Genomic DNA, 18,719 nt, shown 5'->3' with positions numbered 1-18,719 from the left:
CTCAGACCTTCCCTTCCCGCAGCACGGCCAAATAGTAGCGCTCCCGTCGCCGCCGCATAACTCGTTGAACACCAAAGACGATCGCCAAACCACCGAGCCCGAAACCGTAGCTAAGATATTCCCAAAAGCGCTGGGTGTCCTCCGAAAGGGGTTCGAGCAAGCGCGAGAAATGGCTGCGACCGCGAATTGCAAGTAAGCCCGGGTCCTCCAGCGACCAATCGATGGCGTTCTGCACAAGCTGTACTGGATTCAAATACTGGGTCCCGGTCGCATTAGCGATCAAATCAAGCGCGGAATCGGCGAGAAAGCTGCTGGAGCCGAACAGGATAAGCCGGGCGGAGGCAGGCGAGCGCTCGATCACACCGGCGACTTTTAGCTTGGTATCCTCTTCGCCCGCATCCGTCTTAGCCTCCCCCGCCGCGTCGTCATCCTCGTGCTTATCCGCGAGCAGGGGTGAGGGCTTGTCTTTGAAAAAAGACTGGAATCGCCCTTGTACGACGCCCGCCAGTAGCTTGCGGCCGCGGTCTTCGCCGGTGGCGAAACCCATGCTCCCGTAACGCTCGAAGTTTGGTTCGATGACCTCCGACTCCGAACTCCACGCCTCGGGCGAGCTCTGCAGCACCCGGATCACCTTGCGCTCCTCATTGGCCTGCGCCTCGATCCGCACCGGCGAGGCCCAATCCATGGTGACCTGCTCGAGACCCGCGGTGATGGGGCTGTCGGCAAGCATGCCATCCGGCCGGATGTCTACCAAATAGGGGTAAGCCAGACTGCGGATCTCCTGTACCCGTACACCGCCTGCCATGCGCTCCACTGGAATCGGCAGCGCGATGTTTTGTGGATCGAGGACCATGGTCTCGGTGATTTTGATGCCCTTGGCCGCGAGCCACTTCTCCAAGCCGGTCCGACGCTTTCTAACCGTGAGGCCGGCGCGGCCAAGGCCCACGTCGAACGGTGAAGCGGCGATGGCGACCGTACCACCCCGCATTAGGAACTGATCGATGGCGAATAGCTGTTTATCGTCGAGTTCCCAAGGCGAGACCACCAGTAACAGATCGCTCGCCGCCGGCACCCGACCCGTTTTCAGATCGGTCGGGCGCACTGCGGCATTCTCCCGCAACTTGGCCTCCAAAGCCTGGTAGCGCGCCATCCCGCTACCGTAGTAGCCCGGCTGCGGCGGCGGAGTATAGAGCGCGATGGTCTTCAATAAACCCGTTGCGAAGCGTTTCAAAGCCGCTTCGATGTTGCGCTTGAGATCCGCCCGATCGAGGCTCTCGGGCAATGGCACCGGCACCGTCTGATCACCCCGTTGCAGCAGCATGTAAAAGTAGAATCGGTTGGAGTCCAACAAGCTCGTGACCATGGGCTGAAAGCCGTATTGCTGCTGGATCTGCCGGGCCAGTTCACCGCCATCGGCCTGCGGATCCCGGATTCGAACCTGTAGCATTCCGTGCGACTCGGCACGCAACTTTCCAAGAATGGAATCCAAGCCCTTGCGCAACTGCACCAGATCGGCGGGTAGGCGGTGGTCGCTCGATAGAAAACCATGGAAGGTGACCGGCTCGGTGATATGACTGAACACGTTGCCGCCCCCTTGATAGGCGTAGATCACTTTCTTGATGGTCCGCGTGATCTGGTACTCGGGATTGCGCAGCTCCACCTGCAGCTGCCCTGCCGAGCCGCCCTTGACCTCGACCAGGTCGCGGAAATTCAACGTTCCATACTGATCGCCGTACTTCACCAGGATGTTGAAATACGAGTTGACCACCCCAGCTTGATACTTGCTTTCGGTGCGAAACGGCACGGGCTTGATGCCGTAACTCTCGTTCGCCTCGCGCTCGAGCTGCGCGTCTTGCTGAGGATCGACCAAGCCCACATGGACGCGCTTGCCGCCAACCACTGCATACTCTTGCAGCAGATTCTCGAGTTGCGGCACCAGCGGCGCCAACAACGGGTGCGTCTTGGCGCTGAAATAGCCGCGGATAAGCAGCGGCTCCTGGAGCTGGGAGAGATAGAGGCGAGTCGCCGGAGAGATGGAATAGATCTGGCCCGCCGTAATATCCGCGCGGGCCCAGCCAATCGGTTGCAGCCAGAAATTGGCCGCTACGAAATTGGCGATGAACAGCGCCGCTGCGACCTGCCACTGCCGGTGCCTGCCCTGCCCAGCCGCCTCGGAACCCGCCCAGCGCAACCGTTCCAGCGAATAGACGTTGAGCGTCAAGAACACACCGACCAGGCTGAGATAGTAATAGAGGTCGCGCAGATCGAGCACGCCACGCGTGATGGAGTCGAACCGCGCGCCCGTGCCGAGCAACGCTAATCCATCCGCGACCCGCTGCCCAAACAGATCGGTGAGGGTACTGGAGCCGATGAGATAGAACAGCGTACAGATCAACACGCTGCCAATAAGACTGACGATCTGATTGTCGGTACGTGAAGAGACATACAAGCCAATGGCGGCATAGGCCGCAGCAAGCAATAACGTCGCTAAATAGCCGCCAACCACCGGGCCCCAATCCAACGGCCCCAATAGAGCAACCATGATCGGCAGCGGCAAGGTCAGTACCAACGCCACCGCCACCAGAGCGAGGCAGGCGAGAAACTTGCCGAGCACCAGCCGTAACGGAGTAACCGGCACGGTCATCAACAGCTCCAGCGTTCCCGAGCGACGCTCCTCACTCCACATCCGCATGGTCACGGCGGCTACGAGAAAGATGAGCAGGATCGGCATCCACTGGAACAATGGCCGAACGTTGGCAAGATCACGGGCGAAGAAAGTCTCCACCCAGAAAAAGACGAATAACGTTACGCCGAGGAAGGCCGCCAGAAAGATATAGGCAACCGGTGAACCGAAGAAGGCCGCGAGCTCCTTACGCGCGACCCTCAGCACATCAGGCATGGACGGCCTCCTCTGCCTCGTTGATCTCACGGAATACCGCCTCGAGCTCCATGATCTCCGGCTGCAACCGGTAGAGCGCAATGCCGTTTGCATGCATGGCGCGTCCCACGGCGCAAGCAATCCCCGCCGGGTCGCTCTCTCCCAGTTGCAATCGATAACTGTAGCGACCTTGCTCGGCGCCGGTCTCCTCGATACGCTCAACGCCGCCGACCGCGGCAAGCACGGCGCGGACCCGCTTGGGCGGCGCGCCCACGCAGACCTGCAGGCCGTGGGTTTGATCAAGTTCACTGAGCTTGGCATCGAGCGCCAGGCGGCCCTGGCGAATCATCAGCACCCGAGTGCATACCGCCTCGACCTCCTGCAGAATGTGTGTCGAGAGCAGCACCGTGGCGTGCTGGGCGAGCTCGCGTATTAACTTGCGCATGTGCTGAATCTGGCTCGGATCAAGCCCATTGGTGGGCTCGTCCAGGATGACGATGCGCGGCTTATGCAGGATCGCCCGCGCCACGCCGACCCGTTGCCGATAGCCGCGCGATAGGGTGGCTACACTGTGCATAGCCCGGGGTTCGAGGCCCGTGCTGCGGATCGCTTGGCGAGTGGCTGCCGCGCGCTCGGCCGACGGCACGCCCTGCAAGGACGCCTGATAATCCAGGTAATCGATCACACTCATATCTGGATAGACCGGGCAGTTCTCCGGCAAATAGCCGATGCAGCGTTGGATTTCATGGCGCTCCCGAGTGATATCGAAGCCGTCGATGGTAATGCGCCCGGCGCTCGGCTCGAGATAGCCGGTCAGCATTTTCATGATCGTCGTCTTACCAGCCCCATTGTGGCCCAACAAACCGACGATCTCGCTACGGGCTATTCGGAAGGAAACATCGCAGACGGCCTTGACAGCACCGTAGCTAAGCGACAATTGTTCTGCTTCGATCATTGCGAAACAGGCCCCTTGCATTCGTTCTAGGTGATCGAGAGGTGCGGCCGCCCCGAGGCGACGAGGCAGGCGGATCCGGACCCGCTGCCAAGGGCAGAGTGTAGCGCCAGGTTAGAACGATTAAAATGGGCCTTTCCAGTTACACATACGAGTCTATTTAGCCATGTCCAGCGTCGTTGACAATACAGCCACGATTCCCGAACAGACCCCTCTTTCCGGTTCGAACCAAGCCGGCAACGAGCCGCCCCGATCTTACGAGATTACGGTCCGAATCGAAAAGCCCATGTTGCGCCGCGTATTGCGCAAGCTCCTTAACAGCTACTTGGGGCGCAAACGTTATCTGGCGGCGCTTCTCATCGGCTACGCCGTAACCACTCTCCTTTTGAAGCAGAATTACAGCTGGTATACCTGGGTATTGGTCGGAGTGCTGATTTTCGTGGTCGTACTGCCGATGCTCTTGCGCTCCCTGATGTTCCTACGCTGGCTTCGAGCGTATCAGACCGAACAAGGCGAGGCGGCTTGCTACCGATTCGACGACGCGGGCATCGAGGCGCGGGTCGCCAGCGGCCAAGGCCAAATGGCGTGGCAGGAATTCAATCGGTTGCTCAGGCTCGATGAAGCCTGGTTGTTGTTCACGCGCGGCAATGCCTTCACCATTTTGCCATTGCGCGATCTCTCGCCTGGTCTGCGTGAGTTGATCATGGGCAAAATCGAGGCCAACGACGGAGAGATTATCTGAGCCGCGCCGGCGTGGTCGGATTATTTTAATTGCGGGTGGTCAGGTGTCGACGACACGGCGCAAGCGATGACCGAACAGGAAGGCGTCATCAAATATCGGCTCGATCACCGCTGGAGCGATCCACCCGAGACGGCGCTGATCCGCTCGCTGAACGCTTGGCGGGAGTTGCTGCGCAAGCTCGGGCTGATCGGGCAGGATCCTACCCGCTACGCCGGCCTCGACTTCGGCAACCTGAGCCGGCGGCAGGAGAACCCGCATGACGCGCGTGCCCCGGCGTTTCTAATCAGCGGCACCCAAACAGGCCACCTCGCCCGACTGGAACCAAAGCATTATGTGTGGGTACGGGAGTGCGATACCAGACACAATCGCATTCTAGCCGAGGGTCCGATTCATCCTTCTTCCGAGGCACTGACCCACGGCGCCATCTATGCGACCGCGCCGGAGTTCACCTATGTCTTCCACGCCCACTGTCCCGCGATATGGCGGCACGCCCAAGCGCTGGGCGTTGCGCTCACTGCGGCCGATGTGCCCTACGGAACGCCGGCGATGGCCGCCGAGGTGGGCCGGCTGCTCGCCGCCGCCGAGGTCCGCCGCAGCGGCGCCCTCGCGCTGGGCGGCCACGAGGACGGCGTTGTCAGCTTCGGGTCCAGCGCCGAGGCGGCCGGCTGCGCCATGCTCGCCCTGCTGGCTCGAGCATTGGAACTAACGGATCGATACTGACCGGAAAGCGACGCGCCGGCCACGACAAGGAACAAGGCTCCCGATGGGCACTGCGTGCGACGACCCGATCGGCATTTTCGACTCTGGCCTGGGCGGACTGTCGGTCGTCCACGCCATTCGGCGGCTGCTACCGACGGAACAGCTGCTTTATGTTGCAGATTGTGCTCACGCGCCTTACGGTGGGTGCTCCGCCGCGTTCATCCGCACGCGCGCCCTGGCGCTGGCCGGTTTTCTCCAGACCCAGCGGGCCAAGGCGCTGGTCGTCGCCTGTAATACCGCCACCGCGGCGGCCGCCGAAGCACTGCGCCGGCAGTTCGAATTGCCCATCATCGCCATGGAACCCGCCGTGAAGCGCGCCGCGGCCGCCACCCGCTGCAATGTGGTCGGGGTACTTGCAACCGAAGGCACGCTGGCGAGTGCTCGTTTCGCGGGACTACTGGCGCGCTTTGCAGGCGCGGTGCAGGTCGTAACCCGGCCGGCGCCGGATCTGGTGCTGCTGGTCGAACGCGGCGAAATCGACGGGATCGAGGCCATGCGGCGGGTCGAGGCGCATGTGAGCTACCTGCTACACCAAGGCAGCGATACGATCGTACTGGGTTGCACGCATTACCCCCATTTGCGGCCCTTAATCGAGCGTGCGGCCGGCCCCGAGATAGCCATCATCGATACCGGCCCCGCGGTCGCGCGCGAGCTTCGGCGGCGGCTCGAGGAAAAGGATTTGGTTCGGTCAAGCGCCGGCGGCGGCCTGATCCGTATCTGGACGAGTGCGACGACAAGTTCCGCCCGGGCCATTGCGCAACGCCTGGCCGGCCCCGACCACAGCGCACTGGTGATCGATGCGCTACCGGCGCTGCCCACATCCCAATCCGACCCGGGCAGACAAGCAACGGGAGGGTAGCATACGCGGCTCGGCTCCCACAGCAGCATATGGTCGCCAAGATCGCAGCAAACCACCTATTTGGCTATAGTTACGGGGAACGAAGATTAACCGAACTCTAAAAATCATCAAGGGTTGAGTTCCGTAATCGGTACGCCAAATAAAACACAAAATAAACCAACCAACAGAGGAGCAAGGAATGCACTCCAAAACTCCCGTGCGTTATGGCATGCTGCTATCAGCCGCCGTGCTGCTTTCAGCATGCGCCTCGCCCCCCCCCGAGAAACCCGATGATGCGCTGTCCAAAGCGCAGTACGCGATCACCCAGGCCGAGCAGACGGTCGGCCGAGAGAGCCAATCGGTACCCTTGTATGAAGCCAAACAGCGGCTTGATAAGGCCCGCCGGCTCGCCACCGAGCCTAAAAGCTACCTCGAGGCGCGCCGTCTCGCCGAAGAAGCGACCCTAGACGCGCGCTTGGCGCAGACTCAGGCCGAGGCTAAACAAGCACAGGCACAAAAGGCCGATCTGCAAAAGAGTCTTGAGACGCTGCGCGAGGAGATTCAGCAAGGAGGGGCCGGACGATGAACCATCGTATCCTAATCGCCTTATTGGGCTCGGCTTTGCTCGCGGCCTGCAGGTCGGCCCCCGTGCAGCAAAACCTCGATGCGCTCGGGACGGCACAGCAAGCGGTCGCCCGAGCCGCCGCCGACCAGCAGGTTCAGGCTTACACCGCCGTGGAACTGCGCCGGGCGCAGGACAGCCTACAGGCAGCGCAAACCGCTTGGACGGAGGAGCAGAACCAAGCCCGCGCCGAACATCTAGCCTACACGGCACAACGGCACGCCGAGATCGCCCAGGCCGAGGCGGCGAAGCAAGCCGCCATTGTGCAATCCCAGCAGATCATGAAGCAACGCGATACGCTTCGGCTCCAGAGCCGCAGTCAGCTAGTGGAGACGCAACAACGCCAGATCGAAGTGCTCAGGGAACAACTCGCCGAGCTCAAGCCCAAACAGACCGAGCAAGGCATCATGCTCACCCTCAGCCATGTGCTGTTTGCCTTCGACAGCGCGCGGCTGCAATCGGCCGCGCAGGCACCGCTTGACAAACTCGCCACTTACCTACGTGAGCGTCCGCAGATACAGGTAAAAATCGTGGGCTACACCGACAGCACCGGCGCCGCAAACTACAACCAACGCCTCTCTAAGCGCCGAGCCCAGTCGGTCGCCGATGCAATGGCACAGCGGGGGGTCGAGCGGGCGAGCATGCGTGTGGTCGGGCGCGGCGAGAGTAATCCAGTCGCCTCCAATGCGACGGAGCAGGGACGGCAACTCAATCGGCGAGTGGAGTTCACCCTCCTGAACCAAGCAAACTGACCGTAAGACCCAGCCCCAGCGCCAGCTGGGACCTCAAATCCTTCACCATCCCCGCCACGGAGCGCTGCAGGGCGCTGCCGTGGCGGATTGATCGATGATCCGAAGTCAGCCCACCTATAGCGGAATGCAGCCACCGGTGATCATTCGCCCTATGATCGATTAGCGCAACGATCTAAAGTCCGCTTGATGAGCGACTCCATGCCCGCCATCTCCACATAGGCACTGCTCGCAAACCGCGACGAGAGGGATGTTTAAGTCTTTGTCGAAAAGATGCATTTCAATCCGAGGTGCGCGCCAAAATAATCTGCGCAATCTCGATCTCGATATCCCCTTAGGCGAATTGGTGGTGATCACCGGCGTCAGCGGATCGGGCAAATCCTCGCTCGCCTTCGATACCGTCTACGCGGAAGGCCAGCGCCGCTATGTCGAGACGTTCTCACCGTATGCCCGACAGTTCCTGGATCGAATGGACAAACCCGCCGCCGAGCGCATCGATGGGATCCCTCCTGCCATCGCCATCGATCAGACCAACCCGGTGCGCAGCTCACGCTCCACCGTGGGCACCATGACCGAGTTGAACGATCATCTGAAGCTGCTGTTCGCCCGTGCGGCACGGCTGTATTGCCAGCGCTGCGGTCACCGCGTGGTACGCGATACCGCCGATGGCATCTTCGAGCAGTTAATCGCCCGCGGCGAAGGCCAACGAGCCATAATCACCTTCGCGGTCGAGGTGCCGGCAAACTTCACGCCGGAGGAGATCCGCGCGCTCCTAGGGCGACAGGGCTACACCCGGCTGCACTCTACGGATAACCAGCGTATCGAGGTGAGCCAAGATCGTCTGCGCCTTGCAGCGAATCACCGGAATCGGATCGTCGAGGCCTTGGAGGCGGCTCTCAAGCATGGCCTCGGCCGAACGAGCGTCTACCCCCTCGACGAGCACCGCCAACCCCAAGCCCCGTGGCGGTTCTCAACGGATCTGCACTGCGCCGACTGCGACCTCCACTACACCGACCCACATCCTAGCTTCTTCTCCTTCAACTCACCGATCGGCGCCTGCACTGTCTGCCGCGGCTTCGGTCGCACGCTGGGGATCGACTACGCTGCGGTGATCCCGGATGAACGACTCAGCCTCGCCGCAGGGGCTATCCGACCGTGGCGCTCCGGGCAATCCGCCGAATGCCAACGCGATCTACTGCGCTTTGCACGCCACCGCGACCTACCCACCGATACCCCCTGGTGCAATCTAACGGAAAGCGACCGACGCTGGGTCCTCGACGGTGAGGGGGACGGCGCAGACCGCTGGTACGGCGTGCGAGGTTATTTCGACTGGCTGGAGTCGAAAAGTTACAAGATGCATGTGCGGGTACTGCTCTCGAAGTACCGCAGCTATGATCTGTGCTCGGCCTGCCACGGAGCGCGACTCAAACCGCAGACCCTGCTTTGGCGCCTGGGCCGCCGCAAAGACGCCGACGCGGTACTCGACCCCGCGGCACGCTTCTACCCCGCCGGCGCCGCACTGCCGCGAGAGCGCCTGACCAAACTGCCGGGACTCAGTATTCACGATCTCATGCGATTACCGCTCGAGCGCGCCGTCCACTTCTTTCAGCTCCTGCAACTTCCGGCTCCAATGGACGAAGCGGCGGAGGTGCTGCTCGAGGGTATCCGCACGCGGCTGCGCTACCTCGGCGAGGTCGGACTCGGCTATCTCACCCTCGATCGCCAATCACGCACGCTCTCCGGCGGCGAGGTGCAGCGGATCAATCTGACCACGGCACTCGGCACCTCGCTGGTGAACACGCTGTTCGTGCTGGACGAGCCCAGCATTGGCCTGCACCCGCGGGACATGCAGCGCATCATCGAGGTGATGCAGCGCCTGCGCGATGCCGGCAACACGCTGTTGGTTGTCGAGCACGACCCCCAAGTCATGCGCGCGGCCGATCGGATTCTCGATTTGGGGCCCGGGCCCGGCGAGCGCGGTGGTGACATCGTTTTCTGCGGCCCGCCGGCTGAGCTGCTGCAGGCGCGAGGTTCGCTCACGGCGGACTATCTCAGCGGACGTCGCACCATCGGCTCGGCCGAGATAGAACGCCCACGCGGCTCACCCAGTCTATGGCTGGAGATTGACGGCGCTGCCGCGCACAACCTCAAAAACCTCGATGTGCGACTCCCGTTGCAGCGGCTCGCGGTGCTCACTGGAGTATCCGGGTCCGGCAAATCCACCTTATTGCAAAGCGTGCTCTACAACGCCCTGCGCAAACTGCAGGGTCGACCGGCGGAACGGCCCGGGCAATTCACCGCACTGCACGGTCACGAGCAACTCGACGAGGTGGTGCTGGTGGATCAATCACCCATCGGCAAGACCACACGCTCCAACCCCGCCAGCTACGTGGGCGCCTTCACCGCCATCCGCAAGGCGTTCGCCGCCGAACCACTGGCACGGGAGCGCGGCTATCAACCCGGAACCTTCAGTTTCAACAGCGGCAGCGGGCGTTGTCCAAGCTGCGGCGGCAACGGCTTCGAGCACGTGGAGATGCAATTTCTCAGCGACGTCTATCTGCGGTGCCCGGATTGTGACGGCCGCCGCTACCGCGCCGAAGTATTGGAAGTGAAACTCGCCCCTTCCGCCGACTGCCGGACAACGCCGAAATCCGTGGCCGACGTGTTGGCCATGACCGTAACCCAGGCCAGCGCCTTCTTCGCTGACTACCCCGATATCGTCGCCGCCTTGACGCCATTGGAGGCGGTCGGTTTGGGGTACCTGCAGCTCGGCCAGCCGGTCCCGACGCTCTCCGGTGGCGAAGCACAGCGCTTGAAGCTGGCCGGCCATCTCACCGGCGCCGCCCGGCGCCAAGCCCAACATAAACGGCTGCTGTTCCTGTTCGACGAACCGACCACCGGGCTGCATTTCGAGGATATCGCCACGCTCCTGCACGCCTTCGAGCGCTTGCTGCAAGCTGGCCACTCCCTGCTCGTCATCGAGCATAACCTCGATGTCATCGCGGCGGCGGACTGGATCATCGATCTCGGCCCCGAAGGCGGTGAGCGCGGCGGCGAGATCGTCTGCAGCGGCTCGCCGGCGCAGGTCATGGCTGTCGCGGCAAGCCATACTGGGCAGGCCCTGGCGGCGTATCTGAAAGCCCGTGCAACAAAGCCGTTGTCCTCGAACAGCGCAACAGCCGAACCCGGTGCGGCGGTCCCCGCGGCGCAACACGGCGCCGAGAGCATCTACATCCATCACGCCCGCGAGCACAACCTGAAGAACATCGACGTGCATGTACCGCGCGATCGGCTTACGGTAATCACCGGAATTTCCGGCTCCGGCAAAAGCACTCTGGCCTTCGATATCCTCTACAACGAAGGCCAGCGCCGTTACCTCGAATCACTCAACGCCTACGCCCGGCAGTTTGTCCAACCGGCCGCCCGACCGGAGGTGGATGCCATCTTCGGTATTCCACCTACGGTCGCAATCGAGCAGCGCACCAGCCGCGGCGGGCGCAAGAGCACCGTAGCGACCCAGACCGAGCTGTATCATTTTCTGCGCTTGCTGTTCGTCAAACTCGGAGTCCAACACTGTCCGGACTGCGATCTGCCGATCGAGGCACAAACCGTGGACGCCATCGTCGCCCGGCTACTGCGCGCCCACCGGGGCCGACCGGCTCACGTACTCGCACCGCTTGTAACCGCCCGCAAGGGCTATTACACGGAGCTCGCCAAGTGGGCCGCGGGCAAAGGCTTCACGCAACTGCGCGTGGATCGTGTGCTGCTACCCACGGCCAACTGGCCGCGCCTGGACCGCTACCGTGAGCACGACATTGATCTGCCCGTCGCCGAGCTGATGCTCGAGCCCGAAAATGAGGCGCGACTGCGAGCGCAGCTGCAGTGGGCACTCGAGCTCGGCAAGGGCCGCGTCAAGGTGGACTTCGGCAAGCCGGGCGAAGCGTTGTTTTCTATCCAGCGTGCCTGCCCGAACTGCGGGCGTAGCTTCCAAGAAGCCGACCCGCGACGCCTCTCGTTCAATTCCAAGCACGGCTGGTGTCCGAGCTGTTATGGGGTCGGTGTCGTACTCGCCGGGTTTGACGCGCTGCAAACGGGCGAGGAAGTCGAGTGGCTGGTGGCCGAGAGCGATGCCGAACCGCACCCTTGCCCGGCTTGTCAGGGACGCCGCCTATGCCCTGAAGCGCTCGCCATCCGGTTCCAGGGCCGAAACATCGCCGATTACACTGCTCTGTCGGTCGAGGCGGCCGCACACATTTTCGACAGCCTCGAGCTTACTGGGCGCGAGGCCGCGATTGCTCGCGATCTGTTGCCGGAACTATGCCACCGTCTCGCTTTCCTCAAGGAGGTGGGGCTTAGTTATCTGACCTTGGACCGCGCCGCTCCCACGCTCTCCGGCGGTGAGGCGCAACGGATTCGGCTCGCCGCTCAACTCGGCTCCAGCCTCCACGGCGCCTGTTATGTTCTGGACGAACCCACGATTGGCCTGCATCCGCGGGATAATCGGATGCTGCTCGACAGCCTCCGGCGGTTGCGGGCCAAGGGCAACACCATTGTTGTCGTCGAACACGACGAGGAAACCATCCGCTGCGCCGAACATGTGATCGATCTCGGACCGGCGGCCGGCGCGGCGGGCGGGCACGTGGTGGCCACCGGAACGCCGCTGCAACTGGCGCAAAGCGCGGACTCGCTCACCGGGCGCTTGCTGGCCGAGCCGCTGCGTCATCCACTGCTTGCCCGCCGCCGTCGACCACAAACCCCCGACCGGGTTATCCGGCTCGTCGGCGCCAACCGGCACAACCTGCACGGGATCGATGTGTCTCTGCCACTGGGGCGACTGGTGGGGGTCAGCGGCGTCTCCGGCTCGGGTAAGAGCACCCTGGTACGCACTGTTCTGTACGCCAACCTACGACGGCTCGTAGCCGCCAAGCGCAGTCGCTCACGGGCACCTTTGCGCGACTGCAAGGACCTCATAGGCTGGGAGTCGATAGACCGGGTACTGGAAGTCGACCAAAGCCCGATCGGCAAAACGCCGCGCTCCTGCCCGGCCACCTATGTCGGCTTCTGGGATGATGTCCGCCGCCTGTTCGCGCAAACCGAAGAGGCGCGCGTGCGCGGCTATGGCCCAGGGCGCTTCTCCTTTAATACCAAGGACGGCCGTTGCCCAGCCTGCGAGGGTCAGGGCCTGCAGCGGGTGGCGATGAGTTTCCTGCCGGACGTCACCCTGCGCTGCGATCTGTGTAACGGGCTGCGCTTTACGCCGGAGACCTTGGCCGTCGAATACCGCGGCCAGTCCATCGGCGCTGTGCTGCAGCTGAGCGTCGCCGAGGCCGCCGAGTTCTTCGGCGTTCATCGCAAAATCCAGCATGCCCTGCGCTTGCTCCAGGACACGGGCCTCGGCTACCTGGCCCTCGGTCAGCCGAGCCCCACGCTCTCCGGCGGGGAAGCGCAGCGCCTCAAGCTCGTCACGGAGCTCGCCAAGGCCCGGCCCGGCGAGCGCCGCGGCCGCTCGCCGCATACGCTTTACCTTCTGGATGAACCCACGGTGGGACTGCACATGGCCGATGTGGAAAAACTCATCCGCGTGCTGCACCGGCTCGTGGCCGCCGGCAACACCGTGGTCGTCATCGAGCATAATCTGGATATGCTTGCCGAGGTCGACTGGCTCATCGACTTGGGCCCCGAGGGCGGCCAAGGCGGTGGTCGAATTGTGGCGGAGGGAGCACCCGAGACGGTCGCCCAGGTAAGCGAAGGCTCGTACACGGCACGCCTTCTCGATGAATTCCTGGCCGAGCGGGGATCCGTTTGCAACCGCTTCTCGAACCCGGCTATCGTTCAATCGCGGCCGGCCGCCGATTGATAGCCGGCCGCTACGCGGTAAACGCGGCTGAATCCTTTGCTGATCGAAGATGCCTGCGGGGCGCATTGGTTGTCATAGACTTCACCCGATGCGTCAACTACACTACTTTCAGCATTAATTTGGCCGTCCGGACTGCTCTTGCGAGAGCGCGGCGATAACAAATTCGTTAATTATTGGAACAGAAGGAGCGAGACATGGGCTGCTTCAATTCGGTCGTCGTCGACGCCCCCGTCAATAGGGTTTGGGGCGCACTGCGGAACTTCCACGACATGTCCTGGGCGGCAGACGAGGTCGAGTGTGAGCCGGTGGGTGCTTACGCCGGCAACCAGATCGGCGCCAAGCGCATCATCAACGGAACCTTCTACGAGACGCTGGTCGGTCTGGACGACCAGGCGCGGATCATGCGCTACCGTATCGATGTCGGTACCGATTCCGCCTCGAAGGATAACGTCCAAGAATTCGTCGGCGAAATCCGGGCCGTGCCGATTACCGAGGATAACACCACCCTGGTGGTCTGGACGACGAGCTGGGAGCCCAGCACGGGCGCGGTTGCCGAACCCGGCGACGCGGTCTACCAAGCGATGCTCTCCGAGCTGCAACGCTCGTTTGATTAGCGAGCGAGTTTCATCGTTGCGCAAGCGCTACACGACCCGGCAACCCTCGCCAGCGCGCGGGGGTTGTACGGTGAGTGATGCTCAGAGTCGTGTTTCCACCACCTGAGCCGTGATCGCCTAAACTCCGGATTACTACCCGCCCGGCTTACGTTTGAACTCTGCTAAGTGCCGCCGCGCGCGCTTATCGGGTCGATGATCCACACGTGGCATTGCCGCAGCCGCGATTTTATGCTGCTCTCTGACGCGCTGGCGGCGCTCGATACTCGACTCCAGCTCCTGATAAAGTTTCTGGGCCTCCACCGCGGGACCGCGCTGTTCGGCAAGCGCCTGAACAATCACCACGAATTCATATGAGCCCTTGGTCACACGGACCTCGGAGCCGACCCGTAATTCTTTCGCCGGTTTGGCCCGCACACCGTTCACACTGACTTTGCCGCCTTTGATGGCATCGACGGCGAGCCGCCGAGTCTTGAAAAACCGGGCCGCCCAAAGCCAGCGGTCAATTCGAACCGACTCACTCTCGGTTTTGGACATTCGATTCATACCTCGAATTTGACCGCGCCAGCCGCACCTGGAAGCGGCGATCCGGTTGCAGCCGGCTAACTTTTTCGGCCGGAGCTACCTGTAAGCCTACACGGCAAGCAACGTCATGCCCAACTCACGCCCGGCGGCATTCAGCCTGGCCGGCGTGCACCTCCACCCGGCGATCAGATGCGTACATACCACCGCGCGGCAGGCTTCATCGCGTACCTGCTCGGACCCCGACTTCTCGAGGTACAGTTTCAACAGCGCCGAGGTATCCCAATACTGGATCAATCGCCGCGCGCCCAGCGCAGAATCTCATCCACCGTACCGTCAGGCACGGCGGCTGGACGCGCTGAACCGCGGATTCGGCTGCCGCTGCCGGCTCGCAACCAACCATGGCGGCGCAATCTCGCCAGCGCATCAGACTCTACACCGCCCTCAGCCGGTGGTGGCGAAAGACGCACCACCACCTTGCCGTGGGAGGTCACCGAAATCTCCTCACCGTCGCGCATCCGCCGCAACACGGCAGACAGGTGACCCTTGAGTTCACGGGTACCAATCTGCTTCAAGTCATCGTCGAGTTGCAGTTGCGGTTACGCCATTCATTATCTAACCACAAATCCGCCGCGGACCAATATAAATGGGGACGATTTATAAAATAAATCCGTCCCCTTGCGCCCTTTACCGCATATCGCTACTCCGTTGGGCCTCACTCAGCTTCTACGGTATCCTTCACACATGATCGACGCAGCATTAATCTCGCAGGTAAAGTGCCTCAGCGCCGCCGAACGATTGGAGCTGATCGAGGCTGTATGGGAAACGCTGTCTCCCGACGACGTACCCGTTACTGAAAAAGAAAAATTACTCCTCGATGCCCGCATTTCGGATGCAGAGAATAATCCGGAAGATCAAAGCCCTTGGACTGAGGCCCGGGAGAGACTACAGCGTCAGTTGCCTTGAGCTACTTGGCCAACCAAGCACTCCATGCGATTTTTTCTGATTCTGCTCGCGTTACTGCCAAACCTTGTATTTGCAGAGACTTTAGCCGGCATTCCTCTCGTGGTGGACGGCGATACGCTGGAGATCCAGGGCGAACGCATTCGTCTGTATGGCATCGATGCTCCCGAACGCGCTCAGCCCTGTTACGACTCGGACGGATTCCCGTGGCGATGTGGGCAGAAGGCCGCGGCTGCGTTGGCCGCCCGCATCGGCGGGCAGACGGTGCGCTGCGAAGGCAATGAACGAGATCGCGCTGGGCACCGGATCGCCGTCTGCCATCTCCAAGGGCAGGATCTCAATGCCTGGATGGTTCGCTGGGGCTGGGCGCCGGCCTATCGCTGCTGCAGCCGTGCTTACTTAGCCGAAGAGTGGCAAGCCAAAGCTGCCGGGGTCGGTATCTGGTCGGGCTCATTCGTCATGCCATGGCGATGGCGTTCACTCTGGCACGACGCGGATACTACGGATGACAAGGGCTACCCGGGTTTCGGTCATCAGGGTGCGGCTGGACGCTTTAGGCGGTTCTAGGGGCGCCATCGGGCGGGTAGCGATCTGTCGAGCGAGTTATTTTCTAATAATGCGATACACCTCGCGAAAAAACCGATCCATCTCTGTAAACTTTCCAACAAAGGATTTATAGCATGAGCAGGGATGCTCACCCTCTATCGCGAGTCACACGAATCCACCTCTCTATCCAGCCTAGGATTGATGCGTCTTCGCTGATTGTCTACTGGCAACGGCGTGAGCCGCTTTAGGCGCGCGCGTGCTATCCGCGTCGCCGCCGGCGGTCGTCAAGGGCGCGGCCAAAATCACTAGCATTTTACGACCCCTCGCAGTAATCCACCCTTGGCATCCATCTTTTTGCTTATTTTAGATAGTGGATTTACGCGGGGCTATTATGGTTGAATTTGGTGCACGCGGAGCTGAAGGTGGTGCTACCGGGTGACAAGGTGAACGCCGGCATAAACTGTCGTGCCCCAAATGTTGCATTTAAAATCGCCCGCAGCAGGAGCGCGCCGTGTAGCGAAACCCTCAATGATCGGCAGTGGGGGGCTGTGCTTGTCGGGCCGAAATCGCTGCGGGCTGTGCTGGCGTTTGATGCGGATCGCCAGCTTGCGGGGGATCGGATACGAAGCCGATCCGGCCCAACCCCACTTTGCCTGCTTCAGCCATGATTTCGGCCAGTACCTCGTAGCGGGTCGAGCGGTCGGCGTGCAGGTGCAACTCAGGCGTTGGCAGTCGTTCGCCGGCCGTAAGCAGGCGCGCGCTCAACTCGTCCCGGTCGATCAATTCGCTGTCCCAGTAAAAGCGGCCCTCGGAGTCGATGGCGACCTGCACGCTCTCCGGTTCCGCCTCGCTCGGTTGGCTTGCCACTTTGGGTAGATCGATTTCCACGGAATGGGTGATCAACGGTGCGGTGACGATGAAGATCACCAGCAACACCAGCATGATATCGACCAACGGTATCACGTTGATTTCCGTCATGGGGGTCGCACCATCGCGGCCACTTTGTCCACTAAAGCTGCCGAAAGCCATAGCTTAGCTCCGTCGGCCGGCCACGGCCGGTTCGGCCGTGCGCAAATGAGCAACGACTTCGGTCGGCTGGGCCTGCCCATCGAGTTTAGCGCCGGTAGCAAGAAAGGCGAAAAGATCGTAGGCGAAGCCATCGAGCCGCGCCAACATCAGCCGATTGCTACGCACTAGAAAGTTGTAACCGAGTACCGCCGGGATGGCGACGGCCAGCCCGATAGCGGTCATGATGAGCGCCTCGCCTACCGGTCCGGCCACCTGATCCAAGCCGCCACTGCCGCTTTGGGCAATGGCAATGAGCGCGTGGTAGATACCCCACACCGTGCCAAGTAGTCCGACAAAGGGTGCGGTGGAGCCGATTGAGGCGAGCAACGTAAGACCGGACTCGGCCCGCGCGGTCTCCTCGTCGATCACTTTGCGCAGCGCACGAGTGACGAAGTCGCCGGCGCTGCCCGCTGTACTCACGCGATTTACCCCGTAGCGTTCGTGATGAGAGCTGGCGATCACGCCATGGTGGGCCAGGCGCGAGAATGGGTCTTTCGGCTGTTGCTCCTCCAAGTGTGCGGCCACGGCGGTTAGCGAGGGCGTAGCCCAGAAAAACTCCAGAAACTGCCGGCTGCGCCTGATCGCCAGGCTATTGTGCACCGTCTTGGTCAGGATCAAATACCAGCTGATCAACGAAGCGAACAACATCAGCGCTAAAATGGTTTTGGCGAGGCCGTCGGCCTGCTGCAGAAAATTAATGAAGCCTAACGCATGTTCGGTTTCCACGGTCAACCCTTAACTTAGTTCGAATTGAATTGGGACCAGCACCCAAGCGGCCGTGGGCTGTCCGGCCTGGCGTGCCGGCGCGAAGCGCCAATTGCGTACGGCCTCCAGCGCCGCCCGATCCAAGCGGCGATGACCGCAAGAACGCTGCACCTTGATCTGGCTGACGTGCCCGCTGGCGGTGACGTGCACCCGCAATAAGACCTTGCCCTGTTCACCCAAGCGGCGCGAACGCATCGGATAGTTCGGCGGTGGGTTGTCCCGATAAGCCGCCACGATATTGGGCGGGATGATCGGTGCTTCCTTGGCCGTGTCGCTAGTTGGCGCCGAGCGCGGCGCTTGCTCCGGCGGCGATTGCACGGGTGGTGACGGCTTGGGCGGTGGCTGTGCTACGGGTTCCTGGCGAGGCGGGGCGGGCGGCGCCGTTTTCATCGGTACCGGCTCGGGTCGAGTCTGCGCGATAAGCGGTTTTTCCACCGGCTTGGGTCGTTTGACCAGTTTAGGCGGTCGCTCCACCCGCGGCTTAGGCTTAGGCTTAGGCTTAGGCTTAGGCTTAGGCTTAGGCACCGGTTTGACCTTCGGAGCAGGTTTGGTTTCCGGTGCTACCGGCTCGGGCGCCGGCGGCGCTTCAATGAAGCGCACCATCAGCGGTTCACCGGGCGTTAGTCCCGGCGCCGGCTGCTGCATCTGCGTTATTCCCCATAGCAACACGGCGTGCAATGCGAGCACCAACCCGACCACCGACCAGTTCGGCGTCGTTTGCGTAGACAAATTGGTCCATGTTGCCGCTGTAGGCACGGTGCCGCCTCGTTATCGTAAAAATGAGCCTACTGCGACTCGGACCAGCCCCGCGCCGCCGCTCCCTTGACCAGGAACTCGGCGCGGCGAG

17 protein-coding genes are annotated in these 18,719 nt (G+C 62.0%); 9 read left to right on the top strand and 8 right to left on the bottom strand.

Features of this window, described 5'->3' with window-relative positions; all coding sequences use genetic code 11:
- Window position 1 precedes the first annotated feature (1 nt).
- Together NB231_RS13315 and NB231_RS13310 are read right to left on the bottom strand one after the other, a co-directional pair.
- The gene (locus NB231_RS13315; protein WP_005003757.1) at window positions 2–2,899 is read right to left on the bottom strand and encodes a Gldg family protein; all 2,898 of its coding nucleotides are present in this window, start codon (window positions 2,897–2,899) and stop codon (window positions 2–4) included.
- Window positions 2,892–3,833, bottom strand: coding sequence for an ABC transporter ATP-binding protein (locus NB231_RS13310; RefSeq protein WP_005003755.1), 942 nt, complete (start codon window positions 3,831–3,833; stop codon window positions 2,892–2,894). The genes NB231_RS13315 and NB231_RS13310 overlap by 8 nt, the downstream gene beginning before the upstream one ends.
- Window positions 3,834–3,996: 163 nt before the next feature.
- Here NB231_RS13310 and NB231_RS13305 point away from each other — a divergent pair, with 163 nt between their 5' ends.
- From NB231_RS13305 to NB231_RS13275, 7 genes are all read left to right on the top strand, one after another.
- On the top strand, window positions 3,997–4,572 hold the full coding sequence (locus NB231_RS13305) for a YcxB family protein (RefSeq protein ID WP_005003754.1): 576 nt from the start codon (window positions 3,997–3,999) through the stop codon (window positions 4,570–4,572).
- 66 nt (window positions 4,573–4,638) lie between these two features.
- Window positions 4,639–5,292, top strand: a complete 654-nt coding sequence (locus NB231_RS13300; protein WP_005003753.1) for a class II aldolase/adducin family protein — start codon at window positions 4,639–4,641, stop codon at window positions 5,290–5,292.
- A gap of 43 nt (window positions 5,293–5,335) precedes the next feature.
- Window positions 5,336–6,190 carry a glutamate racemase gene (gene murI, locus NB231_RS13295; protein WP_005003752.1) on the top strand — a complete coding sequence of 285 codons (855 nt, stop codon included), beginning with the start codon at window positions 5,336–5,338 and terminating at the stop codon, window positions 6,188–6,190.
- Between the two features lie 178 nt (window positions 6,191–6,368).
- Window positions 6,369–6,755, top strand: a complete 387-nt coding sequence (locus NB231_RS13290; RefSeq protein ID WP_040662416.1) for a DUF4398 domain-containing protein — start codon at window positions 6,369–6,371, stop codon at window positions 6,753–6,755.
- Entirely contained in the window at window positions 6,752–7,543 is a 792-nt protein-coding gene (locus NB231_RS13285; RefSeq protein WP_005003750.1) for an OmpA family protein, read from the top strand. Before NB231_RS13290 ends, NB231_RS13285 begins: the two co-directional genes overlap by 4 nt.
- A 247-nt stretch (window positions 7,544–7,790) precedes the next feature.
- The gene (gene uvrA, locus NB231_RS13280) at window positions 7,791–13,397 is read left to right on the top strand and encodes an excinuclease ABC subunit UvrA (protein ID WP_005003740.1); all 5,607 of its coding nucleotides are present in this window, start codon (window positions 7,791–7,793) and stop codon (window positions 13,395–13,397) included.
- A gap of 194 nt (window positions 13,398–13,591) precedes the next feature.
- Entirely contained in the window at window positions 13,592–14,011 is a 420-nt protein-coding gene (locus NB231_RS13275) for an SRPBCC family protein (RefSeq protein ID WP_005003737.1), read from the top strand.
- A gap of 132 nt (window positions 14,012–14,143) precedes the next feature.
- Here the strand turns inward: NB231_RS13275 and NB231_RS13270 are convergent, their stop codons facing one another.
- The 3 genes from NB231_RS13270 to NB231_RS13260 form a co-directional block, all read right to left on the bottom strand.
- Window positions 14,144–14,545 carry an RNA-binding S4 domain-containing protein gene (locus NB231_RS13270; protein ID WP_005003736.1) on the bottom strand — a complete coding sequence of 134 codons (402 nt, stop codon included), beginning with the start codon at window positions 14,543–14,545 and terminating at the stop codon, window positions 14,144–14,146.
- Window positions 14,546–14,641: 96 nt separating this feature from the next.
- Entirely contained in the window at window positions 14,642–14,827 is a 186-nt protein-coding gene (locus NB231_RS13265) for a PIN domain-containing protein (protein WP_005003733.1), read from the bottom strand.
- The gene (locus NB231_RS13260; RefSeq protein WP_005003731.1) at window positions 14,824–15,105 is read right to left on the bottom strand and encodes a type II toxin-antitoxin system Phd/YefM family antitoxin; all 282 of its coding nucleotides are present in this window, start codon (window positions 15,103–15,105) and stop codon (window positions 14,824–14,826) included. The genes NB231_RS13265 and NB231_RS13260 overlap by 4 nt, the downstream gene beginning before the upstream one ends.
- Window positions 15,106–15,274: 169 nt before the next feature.
- Between NB231_RS13260 and NB231_RS17935 the strand changes: the two genes are divergently transcribed.
- Window positions 15,275–15,496 (top strand): addiction module protein, encoded by a 222-nt coding sequence (locus NB231_RS17935; RefSeq protein ID WP_084766337.1) that lies wholly within the window; start codon window positions 15,275–15,277, stop codon window positions 15,494–15,496.
- 24 nt (window positions 15,497–15,520) lie between these two features.
- The gene (locus NB231_RS13255) at window positions 15,521–16,060 is read left to right on the top strand and encodes a thermonuclease family protein (protein ID WP_005003729.1); all 540 of its coding nucleotides are present in this window, start codon (window positions 15,521–15,523) and stop codon (window positions 16,058–16,060) included.
- 504 nt (window positions 16,061–16,564) lie between these two features.
- On the opposite strand, the gene NB231_RS13250 is transcribed toward NB231_RS13255, so the two are convergent.
- The 3 genes from NB231_RS13250 to NB231_RS13240 are packed head-to-tail and all read right to left on the bottom strand — an operon-like array spanning window position 16,565 to window position 18,628.
- The gene (locus NB231_RS13250; protein ID WP_408634383.1) at window positions 16,565–17,017 is read right to left on the bottom strand and encodes an ExbD/TolR family protein; all 453 of its coding nucleotides are present in this window, start codon (window positions 17,015–17,017) and stop codon (window positions 16,565–16,567) included.
- A 54-nt stretch (window positions 17,018–17,071) separates the two neighbouring features.
- Window positions 17,072–17,833: a MotA/TolQ/ExbB proton channel family protein gene (locus NB231_RS13245; RefSeq protein ID WP_232210472.1), complete on the bottom strand. Its 762-nt coding sequence runs from the start codon at window positions 17,831–17,833 to the stop codon at window positions 17,072–17,074.
- A 9-nt stretch (window positions 17,834–17,842) separates the two neighbouring features.
- Entirely contained in the window at window positions 17,843–18,628 is a 786-nt protein-coding gene (locus NB231_RS13240) for an energy transducer TonB (protein WP_156777016.1), read from the bottom strand.
- Window positions 18,629–18,719 lie beyond the last annotated feature (91 nt).

The sequence above is a fragment of the Nitrococcus mobilis Nb-231 genome, assembly GCF_000153205.1.
Classification (GTDB): Bacteria; Pseudomonadota; Gammaproteobacteria; order Nitrococcales; family Nitrococcaceae; genus Nitrococcus; species Nitrococcus mobilis.
This window is presented reverse-complemented; position numbering and strand designations above follow the sequence as displayed.

Bases quoted from the DNA above. Each gene is read 5' to 3' on its own strand.
- NB231_RS13315 (WP_005003757.1), bottom strand. From the start codon at position 2,899: ATGCCTGATGTGCTGAGGGTCGCGCGTAAGGAGCTCGCGGCCTTCTTC.
- NB231_RS13310 (WP_005003755.1), bottom strand. From the start codon at position 3,833: ATGATCGAAGCAGAACAATTGTCGCTTAGCTACGGTGCTGTCAAGGCC.
- NB231_RS13305 (WP_005003754.1), top strand. From the start codon at position 3,997: ATGTCCAGCGTCGTTGACAATACAGCCACGATTCCCGAACAGACCCCT.
- NB231_RS13300 (WP_005003753.1), top strand. From the start codon at position 4,639: ATGACCGAACAGGAAGGCGTCATCAAATATCGGCTCGATCACCGCTGG.
- murI (WP_005003752.1), top strand. From the start codon at position 5,336: ATGGGCACTGCGTGCGACGACCCGATCGGCATTTTCGACTCTGGCCTG.
- NB231_RS13290 (WP_040662416.1), top strand. From the start codon at position 6,369: ATGCACTCCAAAACTCCCGTGCGTTATGGCATGCTGCTATCAGCCGCC.
- NB231_RS13285 (WP_005003750.1), top strand. From the start codon at position 6,752: ATGAACCATCGTATCCTAATCGCCTTATTGGGCTCGGCTTTGCTCGCG.
- uvrA (WP_005003740.1), top strand. From the start codon at position 7,791: ATGTTTAAGTCTTTGTCGAAAAGATGCATTTCAATCCGAGGTGCGCGC.
- NB231_RS13275 (WP_005003737.1), top strand. From the start codon at position 13,592: ATGGGCTGCTTCAATTCGGTCGTCGTCGACGCCCCCGTCAATAGGGTT.
- NB231_RS13270 (WP_005003736.1), bottom strand. From the start codon at position 14,545: ATGTCCAAAACCGAGAGTGAGTCGGTTCGAATTGACCGCTGGCTTTGG.
- NB231_RS17935 (WP_084766337.1), top strand. From the start codon at position 15,275: ATGATCGACGCAGCATTAATCTCGCAGGTAAAGTGCCTCAGCGCCGCC.
- NB231_RS13255 (WP_005003729.1), top strand. From the start codon at position 15,521: ATGCGATTTTTTCTGATTCTGCTCGCGTTACTGCCAAACCTTGTATTT.
- NB231_RS13250 (WP_408634383.1), bottom strand. From the start codon at position 17,017: ATGACGGAAATCAACGTGATACCGTTGGTCGATATCATGCTGGTGTTG.